Genomic DNA, 17,917 nt, shown 5'->3' with positions numbered 1-17,917 from the left:
AAGGGGGCACGAGCTGATGAAAGAGGTACTCTTGGAAGTAGTTGATTTACGCTTGCAGTTTAAGACGGATAAGGGCGAGCTGCCAGCGCTGCAAGGCATTTCTTTTCAACTGAAAAAAGGTGAGACGGTCGCGTTGGTAGGTGAGTCTGGCTGCGGAAAAAGCGTGACGTCCTTGGCAATCATGGGGCTCTTGTCCCGGGCGAATGCGCAGATGGAGGGAAGCATTCGGTTTCGTGATACCTTATTGAACCAGTTGAGTGCGAGTGAACTTCGCAACATTCGTGGAAAAGATATCGCGATGATTTTTCAGGAACCGATGACGTCACTCAATCCGGTCCATACGATCGGACGACAGCTGGAGGAAGTGTATCAGTTGCATACGGATTTATCGAAAAAGGAACGCCAAGCAAAAGCAATTGAGATGCTCAAAAAAGTAGGCGTGCCGCGGGCAGAAGACATCATGCGGGAATATCCCCATCAGCTATCAGGTGGGATGAAGCAACGTGTCATGATTGCGATGGCGATGGCTTGCAACCCGGATTTACTGATCGCGGACGAGCCGACGACTGCACTGGATGTGACCATTCAAGCGCAAATTTTGGAACTGATGAACGATCTGAAGGAGAACGATCATACCTCCTTGCTACTCATTACGCATGACTTGGGAGTCGTCGCTGAAATGGCAGATCGTGTTCTTGTGATGTACTACGGGGAGATCGTAGAGGAAGCTGATGTCGCCAGTCTGTTTTCGCATCCGAAGCATCCGTATACGATTGGGCTTTTGCGCTGTATCCCCGATCTGGATGAGGAAGAGAAGGTTCGCCTCGATCCGATCGAAGGCAGTGTCCCGCTCCTGGGTGAAGTGACACAAGGGTGTGCATTCCGCTTCCGCTGCTCGCAGGCCGAGGAGCGATGTTACCAAGAAAAACCGCCGCTTAAGGCAACGGGCACAGGCACACAGGCCGTTCGATGCTGGCTGTACGAGAACAAGGAGATGGCGGTATGAAGGATATCTTGTTATCGGTAAACGATTTAAAGACGTATTTTCCTATTAGTAAAGGACTGTTTCGCAATAGTGACGAAATGATCAAGGCAGTCGATGGAGTCTCTTTCCAGTTGCGAAAAGGCGAAACGCTTGGGTTGGTAGGAGAGAGCGGTTGTGGCAAGTCAACGACTGGTCGCAGCATCATGCGACTCATTGAGCCGACGGGTGGAACGATTGAATTTGAGGGGCAAAACATTTTGGATATGTCGGCTGCACGTTTTCGTCCACTCCGCAAACGAATGCAAATCGTGTTTCAGGACCCATATGCTTCGTTAAATCCACGGATGACCGTGCAAGGGGCTTTGGAGGAAGCGTTAGGCGTCAAAGATCCGCAGATGTCTGTGAAAGAAAGGCGCGATCAAGTAAAAGAACTGCTTCAGATGGTCGGACTGAATACTCAATACGCTACTCGCTTTCCCCATGAGTTTAGCGGAGGGCAGCGGCAGCGGATCGGGATCGCTCGCGCACTGGCGGTAGAACCTTCATTGATCGTAGCAGATGAGCCGGTTTCAGCACTTGACGTTTCCATTCAGGCGCAGATTGTGAATCTTTTGCAGGATTTGCAACAACGTCTAGGCTTAAGCTATCTGTTTATTTCACACGATCTCGGTGTCGTTCGCCATATCAGCGACCGAATTGCGGTCATGTATCTCGGACGAATCGTCGAAATCGCCAGCAAAAAGGATTTGTTTACGCGACCGTTGCATCCGTACACGGAAGCGCTGATGTCAGCAGTTCCCAAAGCCAATCCGTTTCGGAAGAAGGAGCGAATCGTTCTTTCAGGGGATGTTCCCTCGCCAGCAAATGTTCCAATTGGTTGTGCGTTTCATACCAGGTGCTCATATGCTACGGATGTTTGCCGCACAGTGCGTCCTGTCGCTACACTTGCTTCGCCACAACATTATGTTGCTTGTCATTTATATGGAACAGAAGGGATGAAGTACATTGAAAATCGAACGAATTGAATTGCAGCAACTACACATGCCACTTCGTTTCCGTTTCGAAACGAGTTTTGGACATACGACCATCAAGGAGCTCATTCTGGTCAGTGTGTATGGAGAGGGAGAGGTCGGGCACGCGGAAAGTGTGGCAATGTCCGCCCCTTATTATAGTGAAGAAACGACAGAAACAGCATGGCACATGATGGAAAAGTTTATGATTCCGAAGCTGTTCACGAGTGTGATCGAGACACCGGAGGATGTGGATCGGCTGTTTGCACCCATTCGCCGCAATAACATGGCGAAGGCGGCTTTAGAAGGCGCAATCTGGGATCTCTACAGCAAGCAAAAAGGAATCTCTCTCGCCAAAGCATTAGGAGGAGAGAAATCTGTCATCGATGTAGGGATCAGCATCGGTATTGAACCGACTGTCGATCAGGTTTTGGCAAAAGTAGAGCGCCATCTTGGTGAGGGCTACAAGAAGATCAAGGTAAAGATCAAGCCGGGCTTTGACGTAGAGGTGATTCGAGCAATCCGCGAACGCTTTGGCGAGGGTGTCCCGCTGATGGCGGATGCAAACTCCGCTTACACGATGGAGCATTTGGATGTGATGAAGGAGCTGGATCAATATGGGCTGATGATGATCGAACAACCACTCGCCCATGACGACATTATTGATCATGCCAAGCTGCAAAGGGAGCTGTCCACTCCAATCTGCCTCGATGAAAGTATTCACAATGTGGATGATGCCAGAAAAGCGATAGAGTTAGGCAGCTGCGGCATTATTAATATCAAGGTGGGGAGGGTCGGTGGATTAACAGAGTCCAAACGCATTCACGACTTGTGTCAGGCACACGACATTCCGGTTTGGTGCGGAGGCATGATTGAGTCGGGTGTTGGCCGTGCGCACAACATTGCGATTACGTCTTTGCCGAATTTTACGATCCCAGGTGATACAGCCGCCTCCAGCCGTTACTGGGAGGAAGACATCGTGGAGAATGGTGTAGAGCTGATGGCTCCCGGTCAATTGGCAGTTCCAGATACCCCGGGCATCGGTTATACCCTGAACCAAAAGGCGATCGGCAATTATGTGATTCGTACGGCAAACTTCCGGCCTTAAACCAAAAGCTTACATGAAAAGGGGAGAAGGAACATGGCGGATTGGGTACAGTCGTTTGAGGAATACGCACAAAAGCTGCTTGCAGAGGCAAAAGTAACAGGAACAGCAGTCGGATTGGCAGAGCAAGGAGATCTGAGGTATTTCCATGGCTTCGGTTTGGCAGACAACACAGAGGATGCAAAAGCATTAACTCCTGATACGGTGTTTGGCATCGGTTCCGTGACCAAGTCCTTTACATGTGTGGCTATTATGCAGCTTCAGGACGCAGGAAAGCTATCCGTTCATGATCCGGTCATCAAGTATCTCCCAGAGCTACGCACACCTAATGAAGCTTATGCTCGCGAGATGACCATCCATCATCTGATGACACATACCGCCGGCTTTCCCCCTTTGGATACATTAGTGGGTGCAATGAAAAGAAGTATAGTGGAGGGAGAGGACATAAAGTCCTTTAGCTCCGGTCTTGAGTTTGATCTTGAGAAAGCAGAAGAGATCAATACAAAAGAAGAATTTATGGCCTACATTGGCAAGCTGAACTATGAGTTTCTAGGTGCGCCTGGAACGGAGTTTAGCTACTCCAACGACAGTTATGCCATGCTCGGTCTGATTATTGAACGAGTGAGCGGGATATCTTACGAGCAGTTTGTGCAGGATCATATTTTGGTGCCTGCCGGGATGAAAAACAGTGCTTTTCTCGTCGAGGATTTGCCAGAGGAAGCAGAGGTAGCTACGCTATTCACCCGAAAAAGCCCAAAGGATGGCGGTGAGGTATACCGTTCCCCTTCATGGTGGGATTCACCATCGATGCGTGCAGCTGGTTTTCTGAAATCGACGATTCACGATCTATTGCGTTACACGGAAATATTCAGAACGGGTGGAATGGTGGGCGAGAATCGCTTGCTCTCACCGGAGAGTGTGCAGGCTATGATGACGCCTCATTTCTCGATTTCGCCGTTTCAAGCATACGGCTACGGATTGTTTGTAGCCAATTGCCATGATGGAACACTCGTCGAGCACGGTGGAGCGGTCAAGGGAGTTGCGGCACAAATTTTTGTTTTACCGGAGCGAGGCCTGACAGGAGCCGTACTGATGAACACGGATGGCGGGCCAATGGCAGATTTGATGCATGGCATTTTAAATGCAACCAATGGGCGCTCTGCGAATACAGTGCCGTTCCAATATCCGGATTATGAACTTTCTGTAGATGCACTCGCTACATTTACAGGGGAGTACCGCTCGTCCGAAGGGGCTACTGTATCGGTAGAAATCGAAGAGAACGAGCTGGTAGCGAAGAGTAATGGAACGAATATTCCGCTTCGTTCAGTGGGAGAAGACAGCTTCGTCATGAAGCGGGGAGAAACGGATATGTTTATCCGCTTCGTCCGCGATGAGGCAGGAGTAGTTACGCGGATGGGCTTCGGGGCTCGTCAACTGATAAAGGTCCTTGCCGAAAAAGAACAAACCGTATAAAAAGCAAAACGCGTACCTGCAAGAGCTCATGCTTGCGTGGTACGCGTTCTTTCTATTTATAAGAGAAACTAAGAAGAAAGGGTAGCAGGAAGCCGCTCCTCCTCCATTGAGGGTTTCTTCCAGTTCGGATGCTGCTCCATTTGCCGGAACGAGTGGAAAAAGAACAGGCTGAGGCTGACACTTGCAAATATGATACCGCCAAAGAATAATAGAAGCCCCGGTGTTGCGATGTTTTTGGCGAGAAGAAAGGAGCACAGTGCATAGCTGACTGGCCCGAAACCAACGGACATCAAGGAAAGCAATGACATGACACGACCGAGCATGTTGGCAGGGACGATACTTTGAATGTAGGTAATAAACGGAATATTCGTCATACTGAGTGCCATTCCGATGAGAAAATGAGAGACAAGTCCAAAGGAAAGCTCCTCAATGAAATAATACAAGCTGATTCCAACTCCCATACATCCGAGAATGACAGGGAGTAACATAAATTTTCCACGGAATCCTTTAAACAATCCAGTCAACATACCGCCGACAATCATGCCGACTCCAAGTGAGGTAATAAGTGAGCTAAAAGCACCCCCGTCCCATCCGAGGTCATTTACATGAATAGGAATGATCATGTTAACTGGGCCGGAGAACATCATGTTGGTGAATAGGGATGTTGTTAAAATAATCGCAAGGATCGGGATTGAATACGTAAAACGAATTCCTCCCACGATATCCTTGAAATATGAGCGTGCCATTGAATCTGTTGTAGACTCTGAAGTCGTGTCTTTGGTGTTTGAGTGTGAATGGAGAGAGAGTACAAAGAGTGTTCCTATGAAGAAGGTGCATGCCAAGATCATAAACATGATCGGGTAACTAACGGTTCCAATGAATAAGGCCGTAATTATCGGTCCGGCAACCAAGCTAATCTGATGGCATAGTTCCATTAAGCTGTTAGCTGGCGCAAGTTGTTCTCGAGAGACAAGAGAGGGCAGAATCGAGCTGCGTGCTGGCCAAAAAAATGCATCGACTGTTCCGAATAAAGCTGCCATGACGTACAAACTCACTGGGAACCAGGTGCCATTTCCTTGAAGCATAAGCAAACTGAAGCAGGCTAAAATAATTCCCCTAACCAATAGGGAGGAAAACATAATCCATTTTCGATTGAAGCGATCAGCAGCCACCCCGCCTGCCAGCATAAAGAGGAGACGGGGGATGGACAGACAAATCAAAGTCGTGCCGAGGATTGCTCCTGAGCCCATGGCATTCACGATATACCAGTTGAGCAGGATGAAGAAAGCTCCGTCAGCCATTGCCGAAAATAAAGTGCCGCACCATAAGCGGACAAACGAGCCGTTTTTCCAAAGGGAATTATTTGTCGCCAGCGTGCTCATCTCCATTTTCCTCCTTCTTTTTCTTCACCACAATTTTACCGGTGAAATGCTTGGATTCAGACTGTTGGTGCTCATAGTTATCTGGCAAGGAATCGTCTTCTGCGACGTAGAAACGTTCATTCGTCATGAACCCGACAGTGACCATGTAAAAGTTTTCAACCGTATCCTCCGCTTCTCCAGCAGCAATCCTCTCTAAGTAGCGATCTTCCATTTCGGATAGCTCATCAAGCAAAGCCTTATATTTATTGAGCCAAGCAACTATTTCTTTCCGAGGTGCTTTCACTTCAGAGTTAACTGCAATGGCAGGAGGGCGATCCTCTTGATCCGAAAAGAGCATGAATGACTCGTCTGGTGCGTTATAGAGGCGATTCATGCTAGAGCGCAGGTGATTTAGCATCGTTTCCTGCAACAGGATACTGTCTTCGCGCAGGGAGGGCAGCAAATCTTCACTAACCTTGAAATCGTAAGCAACAGCCCGATAAAATTTTTGCACGATCCCGTTCTTTTCTTCCGTACGCACGACCTCAACGAAGCCGTGGCTTTCCAATTCCTTCAGGTGATAATGCACTTTAGAGGGAGAAAGGGAGAGAAGGGTCGCGAGCTGCTTGCCTGTGTATTCCTCCTTGACCAGCATCGTGATGATCTGTAGGCGCAAGGAATCGCTGACAGCTTTTAATTGATCCAAAGTTTCTACAACTACGTATCGTTTCAAGTCGATCAACCTCGTTTCGCTGAACGTGAATGTTTTCTTATTTTTAGACGTTCAGTTTTATTTGAACGTATTGTAACAACAAAAAGATCTGTTTCGCAAGATTGATTTGCGCTTATTTTTCGACAAATGCTACAATATTGAAAACGGTGAGAGGGTGCATTCCTGTGGCGATCCTGCAACATCCCGTCTTTCGCCGTTTGTATACGGCCCACATTGTACACATCATCGGAAATGAATTTACATTTATTGCGGTCGTTGGACTTTTACATGATTTAAGTGGATCGGGTCTTTCTTTTGCGGCAGGGACTGTGTTTCGCATGATCCCCTATGTATTTGCCAGCTTTTTCGCAGGGACGCTTGTGGAGAATTGGGATAAACGGCGGGTCATGATTGTCGTCAATCTGCTTCGCGGCATTCTCGTCAGTTTGTTTTTCTTCATCACATCTGCGACCTACTTATGGGTGGCTTTTTTGTTATTGATTCTGGTCAATATTTGCAGTGCTTTTTTCCAACCAGCCATGCAAGTCGCGATCGTACAATCCGTGGAGGAAAAGGATAGACTGGCTGCCAATTCCCTTTTGCAGGGGACGACTTCGTTTCTCATTATTGTTTGTCAGGGTGTGGCAGCAGTTCTGGTTTACTTGTTCTCTTACCGTTACAACTTTTTGCTTGATGCCGCTTGTTATTTGTTGTCGCTGTTCATCTTGCTTCCGCTCCCTCATATCGCCAACGCTGTTGCATCGAAAGCGGCTGTACCTTTTATGGAAAGGCTAAAAGAGGGCTTCCGCTATATCGGCAAACATCGGGAAATTGGCAGTGTGATCGGCTATCAGATGGCGGAACGGGTATGTGGCGCCTATTACATTATGCTGATGTACTATGTTCTTACGGAGCGGGGAGAGGGCTTGTATGTATTCGGACTCTTGGACATTCCGCTGGGCCTCGGAGGTGTGGTCGCTGGAATTGCCGTGAACAAGCTGTCTGATAACCTGAGTGATAAAGCAACGTGGCGTGTCCAAGGATGGGCACTCGTAGCGATGGGATGCTCGATTATCGCCGTGTTTCATACGAAACCACTACTTGGACTGGCAATCGCTATCCTCTTTGCATCAACGGCTCAGTTTAGCTCATCGATATTGTCTGTGACGAAGCTTCAGCGACTGTCTGATCCTGCTTATTTGGCTCGCGTTTTTTCCATTCGGGAAATGGCGACCATGGGAAGCTTTTCTGCGAGCTGCTTGATTCTCGGTTTCAGTGCGGAGCAAGTCGGGAGTGCTGCTGTCTCCGTGTGGCTTGGTTTCTTTGGGGTTGCAGCAGGACTCCTGTGGCTTTGGAGTCGTCGCAAGTTGCAAAGGATCGCAGACGTCAGGATAGATTCCTCTGCTTAATGGAGCAGAGGTTCTTTTTTTATATAAAATGAAACTTTTAGATATAATAAATATAATTGTTGAAAAAGTATGAATCGAATTATACAATGAATGGAAAAAAGAGAAAAAGGAAGATGCAGCATGAAGGAATTATGGCGGCAGCGATCATTTCGCTGGTATTGGCTGGGGATGTTCTTGTCTAGTCTGGGGGATCAGTTTGGCTGGATGGGCTTGACGTGGTTTGTCATGAATAAAACAGGCTCACCTGCTGCGATGGGTGGGGTCGTTCTTGCGTATATGCTCCCTGCTGTTTTTGCTGGTTTGGTAGCGGGAGTTTTGCTGGATCGGTTTGATCGACGCAAGCTCATCATGATGGACAATGTGGCGAGAGGACTCATTTTTATAGCGTTGGTCGTATTATTGCAGATCGATCAAGTCCCGCTATTTGTGATATACGTGCTGATTGTGATTGCAGGAATTCTTTCTCCGTTGAGCACAGCCGGGGCGCAGACTTTGTTGCCGAGAATCGTTTCGGACAAAAATCAATTGGTCAAAGCGAATGGCGTGATGGAAACGCAATGGCAAATTGTTTATATGTTTGGACCAGCACTCGCGGGTGTTTTAATCGGATTGATTGGGGAAGCTTATGTTCTGTTGATCGATGCGGCCAGCTTTTTTGTATGTGCTTTTTGCTTCTCCCGGCTGCCGCGAGAGCTTACGAAAAGTGCGAATCCTACAACGATTGCAAAAGGCCAAATGGGAGCGTTCTTTCGTTCTCTCTTGAGTGACATGCGGACAGGGTATCGCTACATATTTGGACGAAAGCAATTGATTATTTTGGTTTTCTTCACGTTTTTGTTTAACATGTCGTACGGCCCCATTGAAATTGCACTACCCCTGTATGCGAATCAGGATTTGGCAGGAGGATCTGTTGCATTAGGGATGCTGTGGTCTTCATTGGCAGTCGGGGCATTACTGGGCTCTCTCTTTTTCTCGACGGTTACGTGGAAACTTCCATTGGGTTCGACGCTTGCGGGAATTATCGTGGCGTGGGGATTGACCACATTGCCGATCGCATTATTCTCGAGGTTGGAGATCGCGATGGCTTCGATGGTTGTGGCAGGCTTTTGCTTCGCTCCTTATAACATCATGTACAGAAGCTATCTGCAAAAGCAGGTGCCCGATGCTCTCTTGGGGCGGGTATTGACCAGTGTTCGCACGATTACGGGGACAGGGATGCCCGCGGGAGCGGCTGTCTCTGGCTTCCTCATACCCTTATTGGGCGTTCAAGGGATCATTGGAGCCGGAGCAGCCGTATGTATCATTTTCGGTCTCCTTGCATTCGGGGCATTGAAAAACTTGGAGGATTCCTCATCACTTCCGATTGAGGAGAGGTGAGATGAGGTGTTTTAGCCACTGAGGCAATAGGAAGTAAATGCGGGAGAACGCATGCAAACGAAATGGCATGGCAACCTCTGGACGCTTTGCTTCCGCCGCTCGATAAATAGCCTTTGCCGTTTGTTCCGGTGTCAACAAATACCGACTCACTTTGCTGCGATAGCTACCCGTTTTGTCTGCCTTATCCAAAAAGGGTGTGTCGATCGGCCCAGGCATTGCACACGTCACAGCAATTCCAGTGCCTTGCAGTTCGTGGCGCAACCCTTCACTAAAACGGATGACGGCTGCTTTGCTGGCTGCATATACAGCAGCTTTCGCTGTTGCGACCTGACCGGCAAGTGAGGCAACCGTGATAATATGACCTTGCTTTTGTTGAAGCATCATCGGCAAAAAGGCACGGGTCGTGTAGAGAACGCCGGAAATATTTGTTCGCAGTGTTTCTTCCAGCTCCTCTACGCGCATTTCAATCAGCGGTTCAAAGACGGCCATCCCGGCATTGTTGTAAAGAAAATCGCAACGTTCAAAACGGATATGTACCCATGCAGCGAACTGCCGAATGTCTTCGTTGCTGCTGACGTCTACCGGGTAATAATGGAGATGATTCGGATAAGCGTTTTGTAACAAAACGAGTTCCTCATTGATGGCTTTGCGACTCGTGGCAATGACACAATCTCCTTTTTCCAAATGAAGTCGTGTCAAAGCTAGACCAAGGCCACCAGAAGCCCCGGTGATGACGACAATACGGGGAGTCGACATGTCATCCACTTCTTTCTTATGTAGAGTATTGATTTCCACTGGGAATGGCAAAGTATAAGCCCCCGAGTTGTTGTGAAGGCTAGCCTCTAGGGGGTGAATGCACATGCCAGCAGTAAAATGTTCTGTAGCAAACTGTGAGTACTGGGCGCAGGGCAACCTTTGCAGCGCCGAAGAGATCATGGTAGAGATTGACGCACACGCTACCGTAAACCTGAAAGAAGAATTCGCAGGCGAGTACGGTCAAAACACGCAGCATCAGGATCAGGCGAAGACATCTTCTGAGACCTGTTGTCTGACGTTCAAGCCGAAGACCTCCGAAAAGAAATAACGCTTCGGCGCAAAAAGGACGTATCCCTCAATGGTGATACGTCTTTTTGCTATTTGACCTATACGCTTGTCGTGGCCGGAAAAAGCTCGTTGACTTTTTGGGCAACCTCTTCCCAAGAAGTGACTCGATGAACAAGTGGGGGAAGGGAAGCTTGATTATACGGAGTGTCAAACAAGAACACAGGAATTTGCAGCGCTTCTGACAATTGCAAAGCGTTCTCCAAACGATCCTCCAAAAAAAGGTCCACGCCCCATTTGCGAGCAGCTGACAGCTTGTCGTGGCTCCCAATCAAATCCACTTCATGATGAGGGATATTGTAGCGAGCAAACCATTGCAAGGTCACATCGCGGTGACGATCCTCACGAGCACTTATATATACCAGCTTGTGGGAGGTAAACCAATCGCGCAAAACCTGATCGGCAATTCCGTGAACAGGCGCACCATCATAAAGGCGCTCCCCGTTTTGATCCAGCCACATTTCAAACTCTGCGTCCGTGATTTGATACACGTTGGCTAAATTGTACTCCACACAATCTTCATATCGTAAATCTCTTCCAAAGCTTTCATTCATCAACGGAACAATACTGCTAGGTGATGTGACTGTACCGTCAATATCAATGCCAATGGTTAGGATTTTGTCTGGTTTCATTCTCTCGCCTCCCGTTTAAATTGTACAACGTAGGCAGACAATAAGGCTACTTCCTTCACTTAATTAATCCTTTACCAAAAAAGGGGCTGAGCATGCTATGTTGGATCGACGTGAACGTAATGATGCGAAGCGGAAGGAAGATACCGGTTTTTCCGAGACAGTTGATCAGCACGACAGGGAGTTTACAGCGAATACTTGGACACAGGCCGTCTTTGACGAAGAGGAAGAGCGGTCGAGGCGCAGGATTCACTATGACCCCCATTCCTTGACAGAGCGCTATACAGGCGAACTGGATGAGGAGCGAAACGACTTTTCGGAGCGTTTGGATGGCGTTGTCCTGACAAAAGAGGATCGTTCTCCGGTCGCCAAAGTCAGAGATGACGACATTGAGGCAGCGGCGGAAATCGCCGAGCCGTTTCCGACAAGTCGTGCTGCCAGTGAGATCGACACAGACGAGGACAGCCGGGAAAACGGGGCCACCGGTATTGGGATGACTGGCTTGGGCTTATCGATCCTGTCCCTGTTTCTCATGCCGTACTTGGTGGCACCAATTGGTATGGTGCTCGGCTACCTGGCGTATCGACGCAACTCGAAGACACTGGGTGCCTGGGCGATGATCGTAGGTGCTATTGCCATTTTGGGCGCATTAGTCATCTACCCGTACTATACGGCTCGCTAAAGCATCAAACCACAAAACCTCTCCGGTTCGTTTAGCCGGAGAGGTTTTTATGTTTTCACCACTGCTATTTGTACAAGGAGGAGGCGAAAGGCGTAATCGCTGCGATAACGGCGTCACAAAACACATCGGAACGACGAACACGATTATCCGTTAAGAGGGAGTAGGCGCCGCCGCGATGATTACTGCCGACGGTTTCCCCCCATTCATCTATGATGGTACTGAGCTCAATTTGCTCCTGCTGGATTCGGTGAACGGCTTGATTCGGGATGGGAAACGCCAACCCCTTTCCAATAAATAGCTCACTTCCATTCCAGGCTGCGCAGATGGAAATCAAATACCACTGCTTTGTAAACTGCTCATCGTACATCAGTCCGCCTTCCAAGCCTAGCCCAATGTCTGCTTCTGGGGTTTGACTACGTGCAGCTTTTGCTCGATTGATCGCTCCTGTTATCGTCTCTTCTTCACTCATCGGCTGAGCCGCTACGCCCGAGGGGACAGATATGCAGAAAGGTTCCGTTCCGGTTGCTTTTTGTACAGCGAGACGTTTTGCTTCATTTTTCGTTCCGAGTGCATAGCGGAAAATATGATAATCCAACGGTTTGTTCCACCTCTTTCCATCATCGATGCTAGTGGTAGTATACCACCTTTTGATTCGACCGCGATTCTCCAGGTTGTGATAAGATAATGCATAGAAAAGAGTCAGACCTAGCATACGAAAGAGAAAGAGGAGTGGACGATGAAATTTACAAAGCTGCATGGCTTGGGTAATGATTACGTTTACGTCAACTGTTTTGAGGAAGACTTGTCGGGTGTAGATTTACCCGAATTGGCAAGAAGGGTGAGCGATCGGAATTTTGGCATTGGGGGCGATGGACTGATCCTCATTATGCCATCTGAGCGAGCAGACTTTCGCATGCGGGTATTTAACAATGATGGCAGCGAAGCAAAAAATTGCGGAAACGGATTGCGTTGTGTGAGTAAGTACGTATACGATCACGGTTTGACTCAGCAAACAACGTTTACCGTGGAGACGTTGGGAGGGAACGTTACTCCTGTCGTATCGCTTGGAACAGACGGTAAGGTCGATCAAATAACGATAGATATGGGAGAGCCTCGTTTTGAGCGAGCAGCAATTCCGATGACAGGCATTCCTGAAGAGCAAGTGCGAGAAGAGGGAATCGAAGTTGGTGGAACTGCGTTTACGATGACTGCTGTTTCGATGGGCAATCCTCATGCTATCCTTTTCGTGGATGAAGTGAAGGAAGAAGATGTTCGTCACTACGGACCAATGATCGAGTATCATGAATGGTTTCCTGAACGAACAAATGTCGAATTTATCCAAATATTGAATCAAGAGGAAATTCTTTTCCGTGTATGGGAGAGGGGATCAGGTGTCACGCTTGCCTGTGGGACAGGTGCTTGCGCTGCTGCAGTAGCTTCCCACTTAAGTGGAAAGACCGGTAGAAAAGTCACTGTTCACCTGGCAGGAGGCGATCTCTTTATTGAATGGAAGGAAGCGGATAACCGCGTCTATATGACGGGGCCAGCTACTGAAGTTTTTTCTGGTAAGTATTTGGGGGAGATCCCATTTAAATAATAGTTACCCAAAACCGTTCCGTCGAGATCGACAGGAGCGGTATTTTTTTACAAAAAATAGCGTGGTCACGGCGAATCCATCATGCCGTCACCACGCTATCGAATTCGAATAAGTGTCACGCGTTGTACACCTCATTTAGGTATGCGACATCTGTGCGATCATACTGAGGGGTATTTTTGCTCATCTTCGCCAGTTCCGCTTGCAGTCTTTTCAATTCTGCTTCCATCTTCTTGATTTCTTCTTGCATAGCTTGTGCTGTCATGGTGGTTCTCTCCTTGTTGTTGTTTTTTATCTAAATTTATTGACTATTCTAACGAAAGGCTAAAACAATGTAAATAGCCTATATCTGGATGTAAGCGCTTTATCCGTGAATACTCTGTGAACGGTTGTTCAGATTGTCTGATTTGGTCTTTTGAGAGCAACGCACTCGGGGAAAAATAAGGTCGAGAAGTGTAATACTTTGTATGTTCTTTACGAAAAGTCATGTTATGATGAAGCGTAGTATTCGGGCATCTTGCCCTTAGGAAGGTGTGTACTGGTGATTTACTTGGACAACAGTGCGACTACCCGGCCTCATCCTCAAGTGATTGAAACCGTTAGACGCGCGATGGAAAGCTACTATGGAAACCCGTCTTCTTTGCATCAAAAAGGTGTAGAGGCGGAAAATGTACTGAAGCAGGCGCGAAAGGTTGCCGCTCAGTATTTGGGCTGTAAAGAAAGTGAAGTTATTTTTACTTCAGGTGGCACGGAAAGCAATAATACGGCGATCAAGGGTATAGCCTTTCAATATCAAAACAGAGGGAAACATATTATTACGACGCAGGTAGAGCATCCGGCTGTTTACGATGTTTGCAAACAGTTGGAAGGCCTTGGGTTTACTGTGACGTATCTGCCTGTCGATCGTGAAGGCCGCGTATCGGTAGAAGCAGTCCAGAAAGCAATGCGTCCGGATACGATTCTCGTTTCGGTCATGCATGTGAACAACGAGCTGGGAACCATTCAGCCGATCTTGGAAATCGGACAATGGTTGAAGCAATTCCCGAAAGTCTTGTTTCATGTCGATGCTGTCCAAGGAATTGGGAAAGTTCCTTTGCGCATCAAGGATTCTGGGATCGATCTGTTGAGCGTCTCTGCTCACAAGTTTTACGGCCCTAGAGGAGTCGGCATTTTGTATAAACGGGAAGGCTTGATCATTCACCCATTGATGATGGGTGGCGGTCAAGAAGCCGGTGTTCGCTCAGGAACGGAAAACCTCCCAGCCATCGCTGGTATGGCAAAAGCAATCCGGATTCTAGAAGAACTGGGTAGCGTCGAGATGATCAGGCTGCAAACCTTGAATCAACAGCTTCGTGAAGGGATTGCAACGATTGAAGGCTGTATAGTGAATACCCCGGAAGCAAATACGGCTCCCCATATTATGAACTTGTCAGTACCAGGAGTAAAAGCGGAAGTCCTGTTGCATGCTTTGGAGGAAAAAGGCTTTCTGATATCCACCAAGTCCGCATGCTCATCCAAAGTCAATGAGCCGAGCAGAGTTCTGACTGCGATCGGTATCGAGCGGGATTGCGCGTTATCGTCTCTGCGGGTCAGTCTGGGCCGGGAAAATACAGCGGAGGACATTCAGCAGTTTGTGAAGGCGTTAGAGGAATGCGTCAGTGTGCTTCGTACTTATATCAAACAACAACCTGCCCCCGCTCATAGAAAATAGTGTGGACAACTAAAAGGAGATAAACATGAACTACGATGTTATTTTAATTCGTTATGGTGAGTTGGCGCTTAAAGGGAAAAACCGCGATCAATTCGAAGAGGCACTTGTAAAAAGTGTGAGAAACGTATTGCGCTCGTTTTTTAAAGTAAAAGTTCGACGCAATTACGGTCGGATGTATGTGGAACTGCACGGCGAGGACGCTTATGCGGTTATGGAGCGTTTGAAGCGCGTTTTTGGTATTTCTTCCTTTAGTCCGACGATCCAGGTAGATCCTGATATTGAAACGATCAAGGAAAAAGCGCTGGAGTTGGTTCGTCAATTGAATCCACAGCCACGTACGTTCCGGGTGGTTTCCCGTCGCGCGGATAAACGCTATCCGATTCCTTCTATGGAAGTTAACCGAATGGTGGCAACGCACATCCTACGTGCTCTGCCAGCTATCAGCGTAGACTTGCACGAGCCAGATACCATCGTGAATATAGAAATTCGCACAGAGGGTACTTACATTAGCTGTGAAACCATCCAGGGACTAGGTGGCTTGCCAGTTGGGGTGAGCGGAAAGGTACTGCTGCTTCTATCTGGGGGTATCGACAGTCCTGTAGCTGGTTGGATGATGTTAAAGCGTGGTGTGACGCTTGAAGCGATCCATTTCCACAGCTATCCGTTTACGAGCGAGCGCGCTTTGCAAAAAGTACGTGACTTGGCTCATAAGCTGACGAAATGGGGAGGAACTGTCCGTCTCCACGTCGTACCGTTTACAGAAATTCAGACCGCTATTCGTGAAAAATGTCCAGAAGACTATTTGATCACCATCATGCGTCGCTTCATGATGCGCATTTCGGAGCGTGTTGCGGAAAATACCAATGCCAAGGCACTCGCAACAGGGGAAAGCCTCGGTCAAGTCGCGTCGCAAACCTTGGAAAGCATGGACACGATCAACAAGGTGATTTCGATTCCAATCCTGCGACCGCTCGTCGCCATGGACAAGGTAGACATTGTGGACATTTCTCGCCAAATCGATACGTACGAGTTGTCTATTTTGCCGTATGAAGACTGCTGCACAGTGTTTACACCGAAAAATCCTGTGACACGGCCGAAGCCTCGCCTCGCAGCAAAATTTGAGGAAGCGCTGGATGTAGAAGCGTTAGTAGAGGATGCGGTAGCAAGAACGGAAATCGAAGAGATTACAACGAAGCCAAAAGAAACGACAACCGACCTGTTCTAAATTCAGGTATAGAGAAAATCGCGACACGGGGGAGAAGGAACCATGATAATCCGTTATGAGCGCAATGGTAAGGTGAAGCATGGCTGGATGGTGGAAGAGGATCAGAAAGTACGCGTGATTGAAGGGGACATTTACAAAATCCATACAGCAAAACCGATCATGACGGGCCTTGAGCTGCCTTTGGATGAGGTTACTTTGAAGGCGCCAAGTGATCCAAGCAAGGTCGTATGCATCGGATTGAATTACCGGGACCATGCGGCTGAGATGGGGATTGACCTGCCCAAAGAACCGTTGATGTTTTTGAAGCCGTCAACAACTGTCATTGGACCTGGTGAGCCCATCGTCTATCCAAAGCTGACGCAGAACCTTCATTATGAAGGCGAACTCGCCGTGGTGATTAAGAAAGAGGCTAAGAAGATCAAGGCTTCGGATGCGGACGATTATATTTTGGGATTCACTTGTGCGATTGATGTGACTGCGCGCGATTTGCAGATGAGCGATGGGCAATGGACACGGGCAAAAGGCTTTGATACGTTTTGTCCACTTGGACCTGCTATTGCGGCCAAACTGGATTATCATAACTTGCGTATCGTGACACGAGTAAACGGGGAAGTGCGTCAGGATGCTCGCACTGACCAATTGATTTTTTCGATTCCGCAGCTGATTGAGGCTGTATCTGCGGTTATGACGCTTCGCCCTGGCGATGTTATTTTAACCGGGACTCCATCTGGCGTAGGTGAGGTTGTTCCAGGTGATGAAATTTCGGTAACCATTGAAGGGATCGGAACCTTAACAACGCATGTAGTGGCTGAGGAGTAGTCATACATTCTTTGATAAGATCGACCAAGCCCCCTGCTTGTGTGAAGTGGGGGCTTGGCTTTTTTTATTCTTCTTTGTTCGGATCATCATGAATGGGATGCGCGGATGGGTCTTGTCGAGGAAGGTCTTGATGCATCTGCCGTGTTTCGTAAGTGAATCGAGTGGTGGTGGAATGTTGTCCGGGCTCCCAGCCTGTTGCTTTCCCTAAACGAGTTTCGTTGGTGGCAGCTCCAAATGGCCCCTCAGGGAATTCTTCTTGAAGGATTTCATTGCGCTGCGACTCTACAGTAGATAATTCACTGTAATGGTCGTTTTCGTATTCTTCATAGGTTGGTTTTGGATCCATAGTAACACCGCCGTTTATTTGTTGGGTACTTCACGGTTACGCAGCTTAAACGCCTAGCGGTTATAGTGTGAAATAAAAAGAGAATCGCTATTCGTTTTTCCTGTTGACTCCGTCACTAAATTCATTTATATTTAAATTCTGCTTAAAACAATCAACACAAATAAAAAATCACGAATAAAAAAGTGAAAGAAACACTTGACTTATATTTGGTGATTTTGTTATATTAGATCTTGTCGCTACTGAACGAGGTAAAACGGTTTAAAAAACCTCTTGCAAAAACGGTTGCGATATGATAAGATGGAAAAGTCGTCTTTGGGCGAATGACACAAAATGTTCCTTGAAAACTGAACAGCGAAAGCGTTAATGAGTCTATCATTA

General features: G+C 47.8%; 19 protein-coding genes. 12 read left to right on the top strand and 7 right to left on the bottom strand.

Annotated features, from left to right (window positions below; all coding sequences use genetic code 11):
• Positions 1-16: 16 nt before the first annotated feature.
• From ASG16_RS16390 to ASG16_RS16375, 4 genes are read left to right on the top strand one after another with little or no spacing between them, the layout of a single operon-like run.
• On the top strand, positions 17-1,006 hold the full coding sequence (locus ASG16_RS16390) for an ABC transporter ATP-binding protein (protein ID WP_048033972.1): 990 nt from the start codon (positions 17-19) through the stop codon (positions 1,004-1,006).
• Positions 1,003-2,010: an ABC transporter ATP-binding protein gene (locus tag ASG16_RS16385; protein WP_056489350.1), complete on the top strand. Its 1,008-nt coding sequence runs from the start codon at positions 1,003-1,005 to the stop codon at positions 2,008-2,010. The genes ASG16_RS16390 and ASG16_RS16385 overlap by 4 nt, the downstream gene beginning before the upstream one ends.
• Positions 1,991-3,103: an o-succinylbenzoate synthase gene (menC, locus tag ASG16_RS16380; RefSeq protein ID WP_048033970.1), complete on the top strand. Its 1,113-nt coding sequence runs from the start codon at positions 1,991-1,993 to the stop codon at positions 3,101-3,103. The genes ASG16_RS16385 and menC overlap by 20 nt, the downstream gene beginning before the upstream one ends.
• A gap of 33 nt (positions 3,104-3,136) precedes the next feature.
• Positions 3,137-4,573: a serine hydrolase domain-containing protein gene (locus ASG16_RS16375; protein ID WP_056489348.1), complete on the top strand. Its 1,437-nt coding sequence runs from the start codon at positions 3,137-3,139 to the stop codon at positions 4,571-4,573.
• Between the two features lie 68 nt (positions 4,574-4,641).
• On the opposite strand, the gene ASG16_RS16370 is transcribed toward ASG16_RS16375, so the two are convergent.
• Both ASG16_RS16370 and ASG16_RS16365 read right to left on the bottom strand, forming a co-directional pair.
• The gene (locus tag ASG16_RS16370; RefSeq protein ID WP_056489346.1) at positions 4,642-5,961 is read right to left on the bottom strand and encodes an MFS transporter; all 1,320 of its coding nucleotides are present in this window, start codon (positions 5,959-5,961) and stop codon (positions 4,642-4,644) included.
• Positions 5,933-6,667, bottom strand: coding sequence for a transcriptional regulator (locus ASG16_RS16365; RefSeq protein WP_056489344.1), 735 nt, complete (start codon positions 6,665-6,667; stop codon positions 5,933-5,935). Before ASG16_RS16365 ends, ASG16_RS16370 begins: the two co-directional genes overlap by 29 nt.
• Before the next feature lie 164 nt (positions 6,668-6,831).
• Here ASG16_RS16365 and ASG16_RS16360 point away from each other — a divergent pair, with 164 nt between their 5' ends.
• Complete coding sequence (locus ASG16_RS16360; protein ID WP_082517209.1) at positions 6,832-8,055, top strand: MFS transporter; 1,224 nt, start codon at positions 6,832-6,834, stop codon at positions 8,053-8,055.
• Positions 8,056-8,175: 120 nt separating this feature from the next.
• Positions 8,176-9,432: an MFS transporter gene (locus tag ASG16_RS16355; RefSeq protein WP_056489342.1), complete on the top strand. Its 1,257-nt coding sequence runs from the start codon at positions 8,176-8,178 to the stop codon at positions 9,430-9,432.
• On the opposite strand, the gene ASG16_RS16350 is transcribed toward ASG16_RS16355, so the two are convergent.
• On the bottom strand, positions 9,409-10,239 hold the full coding sequence (locus ASG16_RS16350; protein WP_082517208.1) for an SDR family NAD(P)-dependent oxidoreductase: 831 nt from the start codon (positions 10,237-10,239) through the stop codon (positions 9,409-9,411). The two genes, ASG16_RS16355 and ASG16_RS16350, sit on opposite strands and share 24 nt — an antisense overlap.
• A gap of 52 nt (positions 10,240-10,291) precedes the next feature.
• On the opposite strand from ASG16_RS16350, the gene ASG16_RS16345 reads away from it, so the two are divergent.
• A complete protein-coding gene (locus tag ASG16_RS16345; RefSeq protein WP_048033965.1) occupies positions 10,292-10,516 on the top strand; it encodes a DUF1540 domain-containing protein in 225 nt (74 codons plus the stop codon).
• A 58-nt stretch (positions 10,517-10,574) separates the two neighbouring features.
• On the opposite strand, the gene ASG16_RS16340 is transcribed toward ASG16_RS16345, so the two are convergent.
• Positions 10,575-11,165 carry a 5' nucleotidase, NT5C type gene (locus tag ASG16_RS16340; RefSeq protein WP_056489340.1) on the bottom strand — a complete coding sequence of 197 codons (591 nt, stop codon included), beginning with the start codon at positions 11,163-11,165 and terminating at the stop codon, positions 10,575-10,577.
• A gap of 97 nt (positions 11,166-11,262) precedes the next feature.
• On the opposite strand from ASG16_RS16340, the gene ASG16_RS16335 reads away from it, so the two are divergent.
• Positions 11,263-11,844: a YnaG family membrane protein gene (locus ASG16_RS16335; protein WP_056489338.1), complete on the top strand. Its 582-nt coding sequence runs from the start codon at positions 11,263-11,265 to the stop codon at positions 11,842-11,844.
• A gap of 64 nt (positions 11,845-11,908) precedes the next feature.
• Here the strand turns inward: ASG16_RS16335 and ASG16_RS16330 are convergent, their stop codons facing one another.
• Positions 11,909-12,439: an inosine/xanthosine triphosphatase gene (locus ASG16_RS16330; protein ID WP_082517207.1), complete on the bottom strand. Its 531-nt coding sequence runs from the start codon at positions 12,437-12,439 to the stop codon at positions 11,909-11,911.
• 141 nt (positions 12,440-12,580) lie between these two features.
• Here ASG16_RS16330 and dapF point away from each other — a divergent pair, with 141 nt between their 5' ends.
• Positions 12,581-13,441 (top strand): diaminopimelate epimerase, encoded by an 861-nt coding sequence (gene dapF / locus ASG16_RS16325; protein ID WP_056489336.1) that lies wholly within the window; start codon positions 12,581-12,583, stop codon positions 13,439-13,441.
• Positions 13,442-13,556: 115 nt separating this feature from the next.
• On the opposite strand, the gene ASG16_RS30925 is transcribed toward dapF, so the two are convergent.
• A complete protein-coding gene (locus tag ASG16_RS30925; RefSeq protein WP_173630927.1) occupies positions 13,557-13,703 on the bottom strand; it encodes a hypothetical protein in 147 nt (48 codons plus the stop codon).
• 276 nt (positions 13,704-13,979) lie between these two features.
• Here ASG16_RS30925 and ASG16_RS16320 point away from each other — a divergent pair, with 276 nt between their 5' ends.
• From ASG16_RS16320 to ASG16_RS16310, 3 genes are read left to right on the top strand one after another with little or no spacing between them, the layout of a single operon-like run.
• The gene (locus ASG16_RS16320; RefSeq protein ID WP_082195968.1) at positions 13,980-15,149 is read left to right on the top strand and encodes a cysteine desulfurase family protein; all 1,170 of its coding nucleotides are present in this window, start codon (positions 13,980-13,982) and stop codon (positions 15,147-15,149) included.
• A 25-nt stretch (positions 15,150-15,174) separates the two neighbouring features.
• Complete coding sequence (gene thiI, locus ASG16_RS16315) at positions 15,175-16,374, top strand: tRNA uracil 4-sulfurtransferase ThiI (protein ID WP_056489334.1); 1,200 nt, start codon at positions 15,175-15,177, stop codon at positions 16,372-16,374.
• 42 nt (positions 16,375-16,416) lie between these two features.
• Positions 16,417-17,193: a fumarylacetoacetate hydrolase family protein gene (locus ASG16_RS16310; RefSeq protein ID WP_056489332.1), complete on the top strand. Its 777-nt coding sequence runs from the start codon at positions 16,417-16,419 to the stop codon at positions 17,191-17,193.
• Positions 17,194-17,257: 64 nt separating this feature from the next.
• Here ASG16_RS16310 and ASG16_RS16305 read toward each other — a convergent pair whose 3' ends face one another.
• Positions 17,258-17,539, bottom strand: a complete 282-nt coding sequence (locus ASG16_RS16305) for a hypothetical protein (protein ID WP_056489330.1) — start codon at positions 17,537-17,539, stop codon at positions 17,258-17,260.
• Between the last annotated feature and the right edge of the window lie 378 nt (positions 17,540-17,917).

Origin of the sequence: Brevibacillus sp. Leaf182 (assembly GCF_001423865.2) — a bacterium.
GTDB lineage: Bacteria > Bacillota > Bacilli > Brevibacillales > Brevibacillaceae > Brevibacillus > Brevibacillus brevis_C.
The sequence above is the reverse complement of the archived record's forward strand: the minus strand, read 5'-3'. Positions and strand labels throughout refer to the sequence as shown.

Coding starts and splice junctions, on each gene's coding strand:
- ASG16_RS16390 (WP_048033972.1), top strand. CDS start 17: ATGAAAGAGGTACTCTTGGAAGTAGTTGATTTACGCTTGCAGTTTAAG.
- ASG16_RS16385 (WP_056489350.1), top strand. CDS start 1,003: ATGAAGGATATCTTGTTATCGGTAAACGATTTAAAGACGTATTTTCCT.
- ASG16_RS16375 (WP_056489348.1), top strand. CDS start 3,137: ATGGCGGATTGGGTACAGTCGTTTGAGGAATACGCACAAAAGCTGCTT.
- ASG16_RS16370 (WP_056489346.1), bottom strand. CDS start 5,961: ATGGAGATGAGCACGCTGGCGACAAATAATTCCCTTTGGAAAAACGGC.
- ASG16_RS16355 (WP_056489342.1), top strand. CDS start 8,176: ATGAAGGAATTATGGCGGCAGCGATCATTTCGCTGGTATTGGCTGGGG.
- ASG16_RS16345 (WP_048033965.1), top strand. CDS start 10,292: ATGCCAGCAGTAAAATGTTCTGTAGCAAACTGTGAGTACTGGGCGCAG.
- ASG16_RS16340 (WP_056489340.1), bottom strand. CDS start 11,165: ATGAAACCAGACAAAATCCTAACCATTGGCATTGATATTGACGGTACA.
- ASG16_RS16335 (WP_056489338.1), top strand. CDS start 11,263: ATGTTGGATCGACGTGAACGTAATGATGCGAAGCGGAAGGAAGATACC.
- dapF (WP_056489336.1), top strand. CDS start 12,581: ATGAAATTTACAAAGCTGCATGGCTTGGGTAATGATTACGTTTACGTC.
- ASG16_RS30925 (WP_173630927.1), bottom strand. CDS start 13,703: ATGACAGCACAAGCTATGCAAGAAGAAATCAAGAAGATGGAAGCAGAA.
- thiI (WP_056489334.1), top strand. CDS start 15,175: ATGAACTACGATGTTATTTTAATTCGTTATGGTGAGTTGGCGCTTAAA.
- ASG16_RS16310 (WP_056489332.1), top strand. CDS start 16,417: ATGATAATCCGTTATGAGCGCAATGGTAAGGTGAAGCATGGCTGGATG.
- ASG16_RS16305 (WP_056489330.1), bottom strand. CDS start 17,539: ATGGATCCAAAACCAACCTATGAAGAATACGAAAACGACCATTACAGT.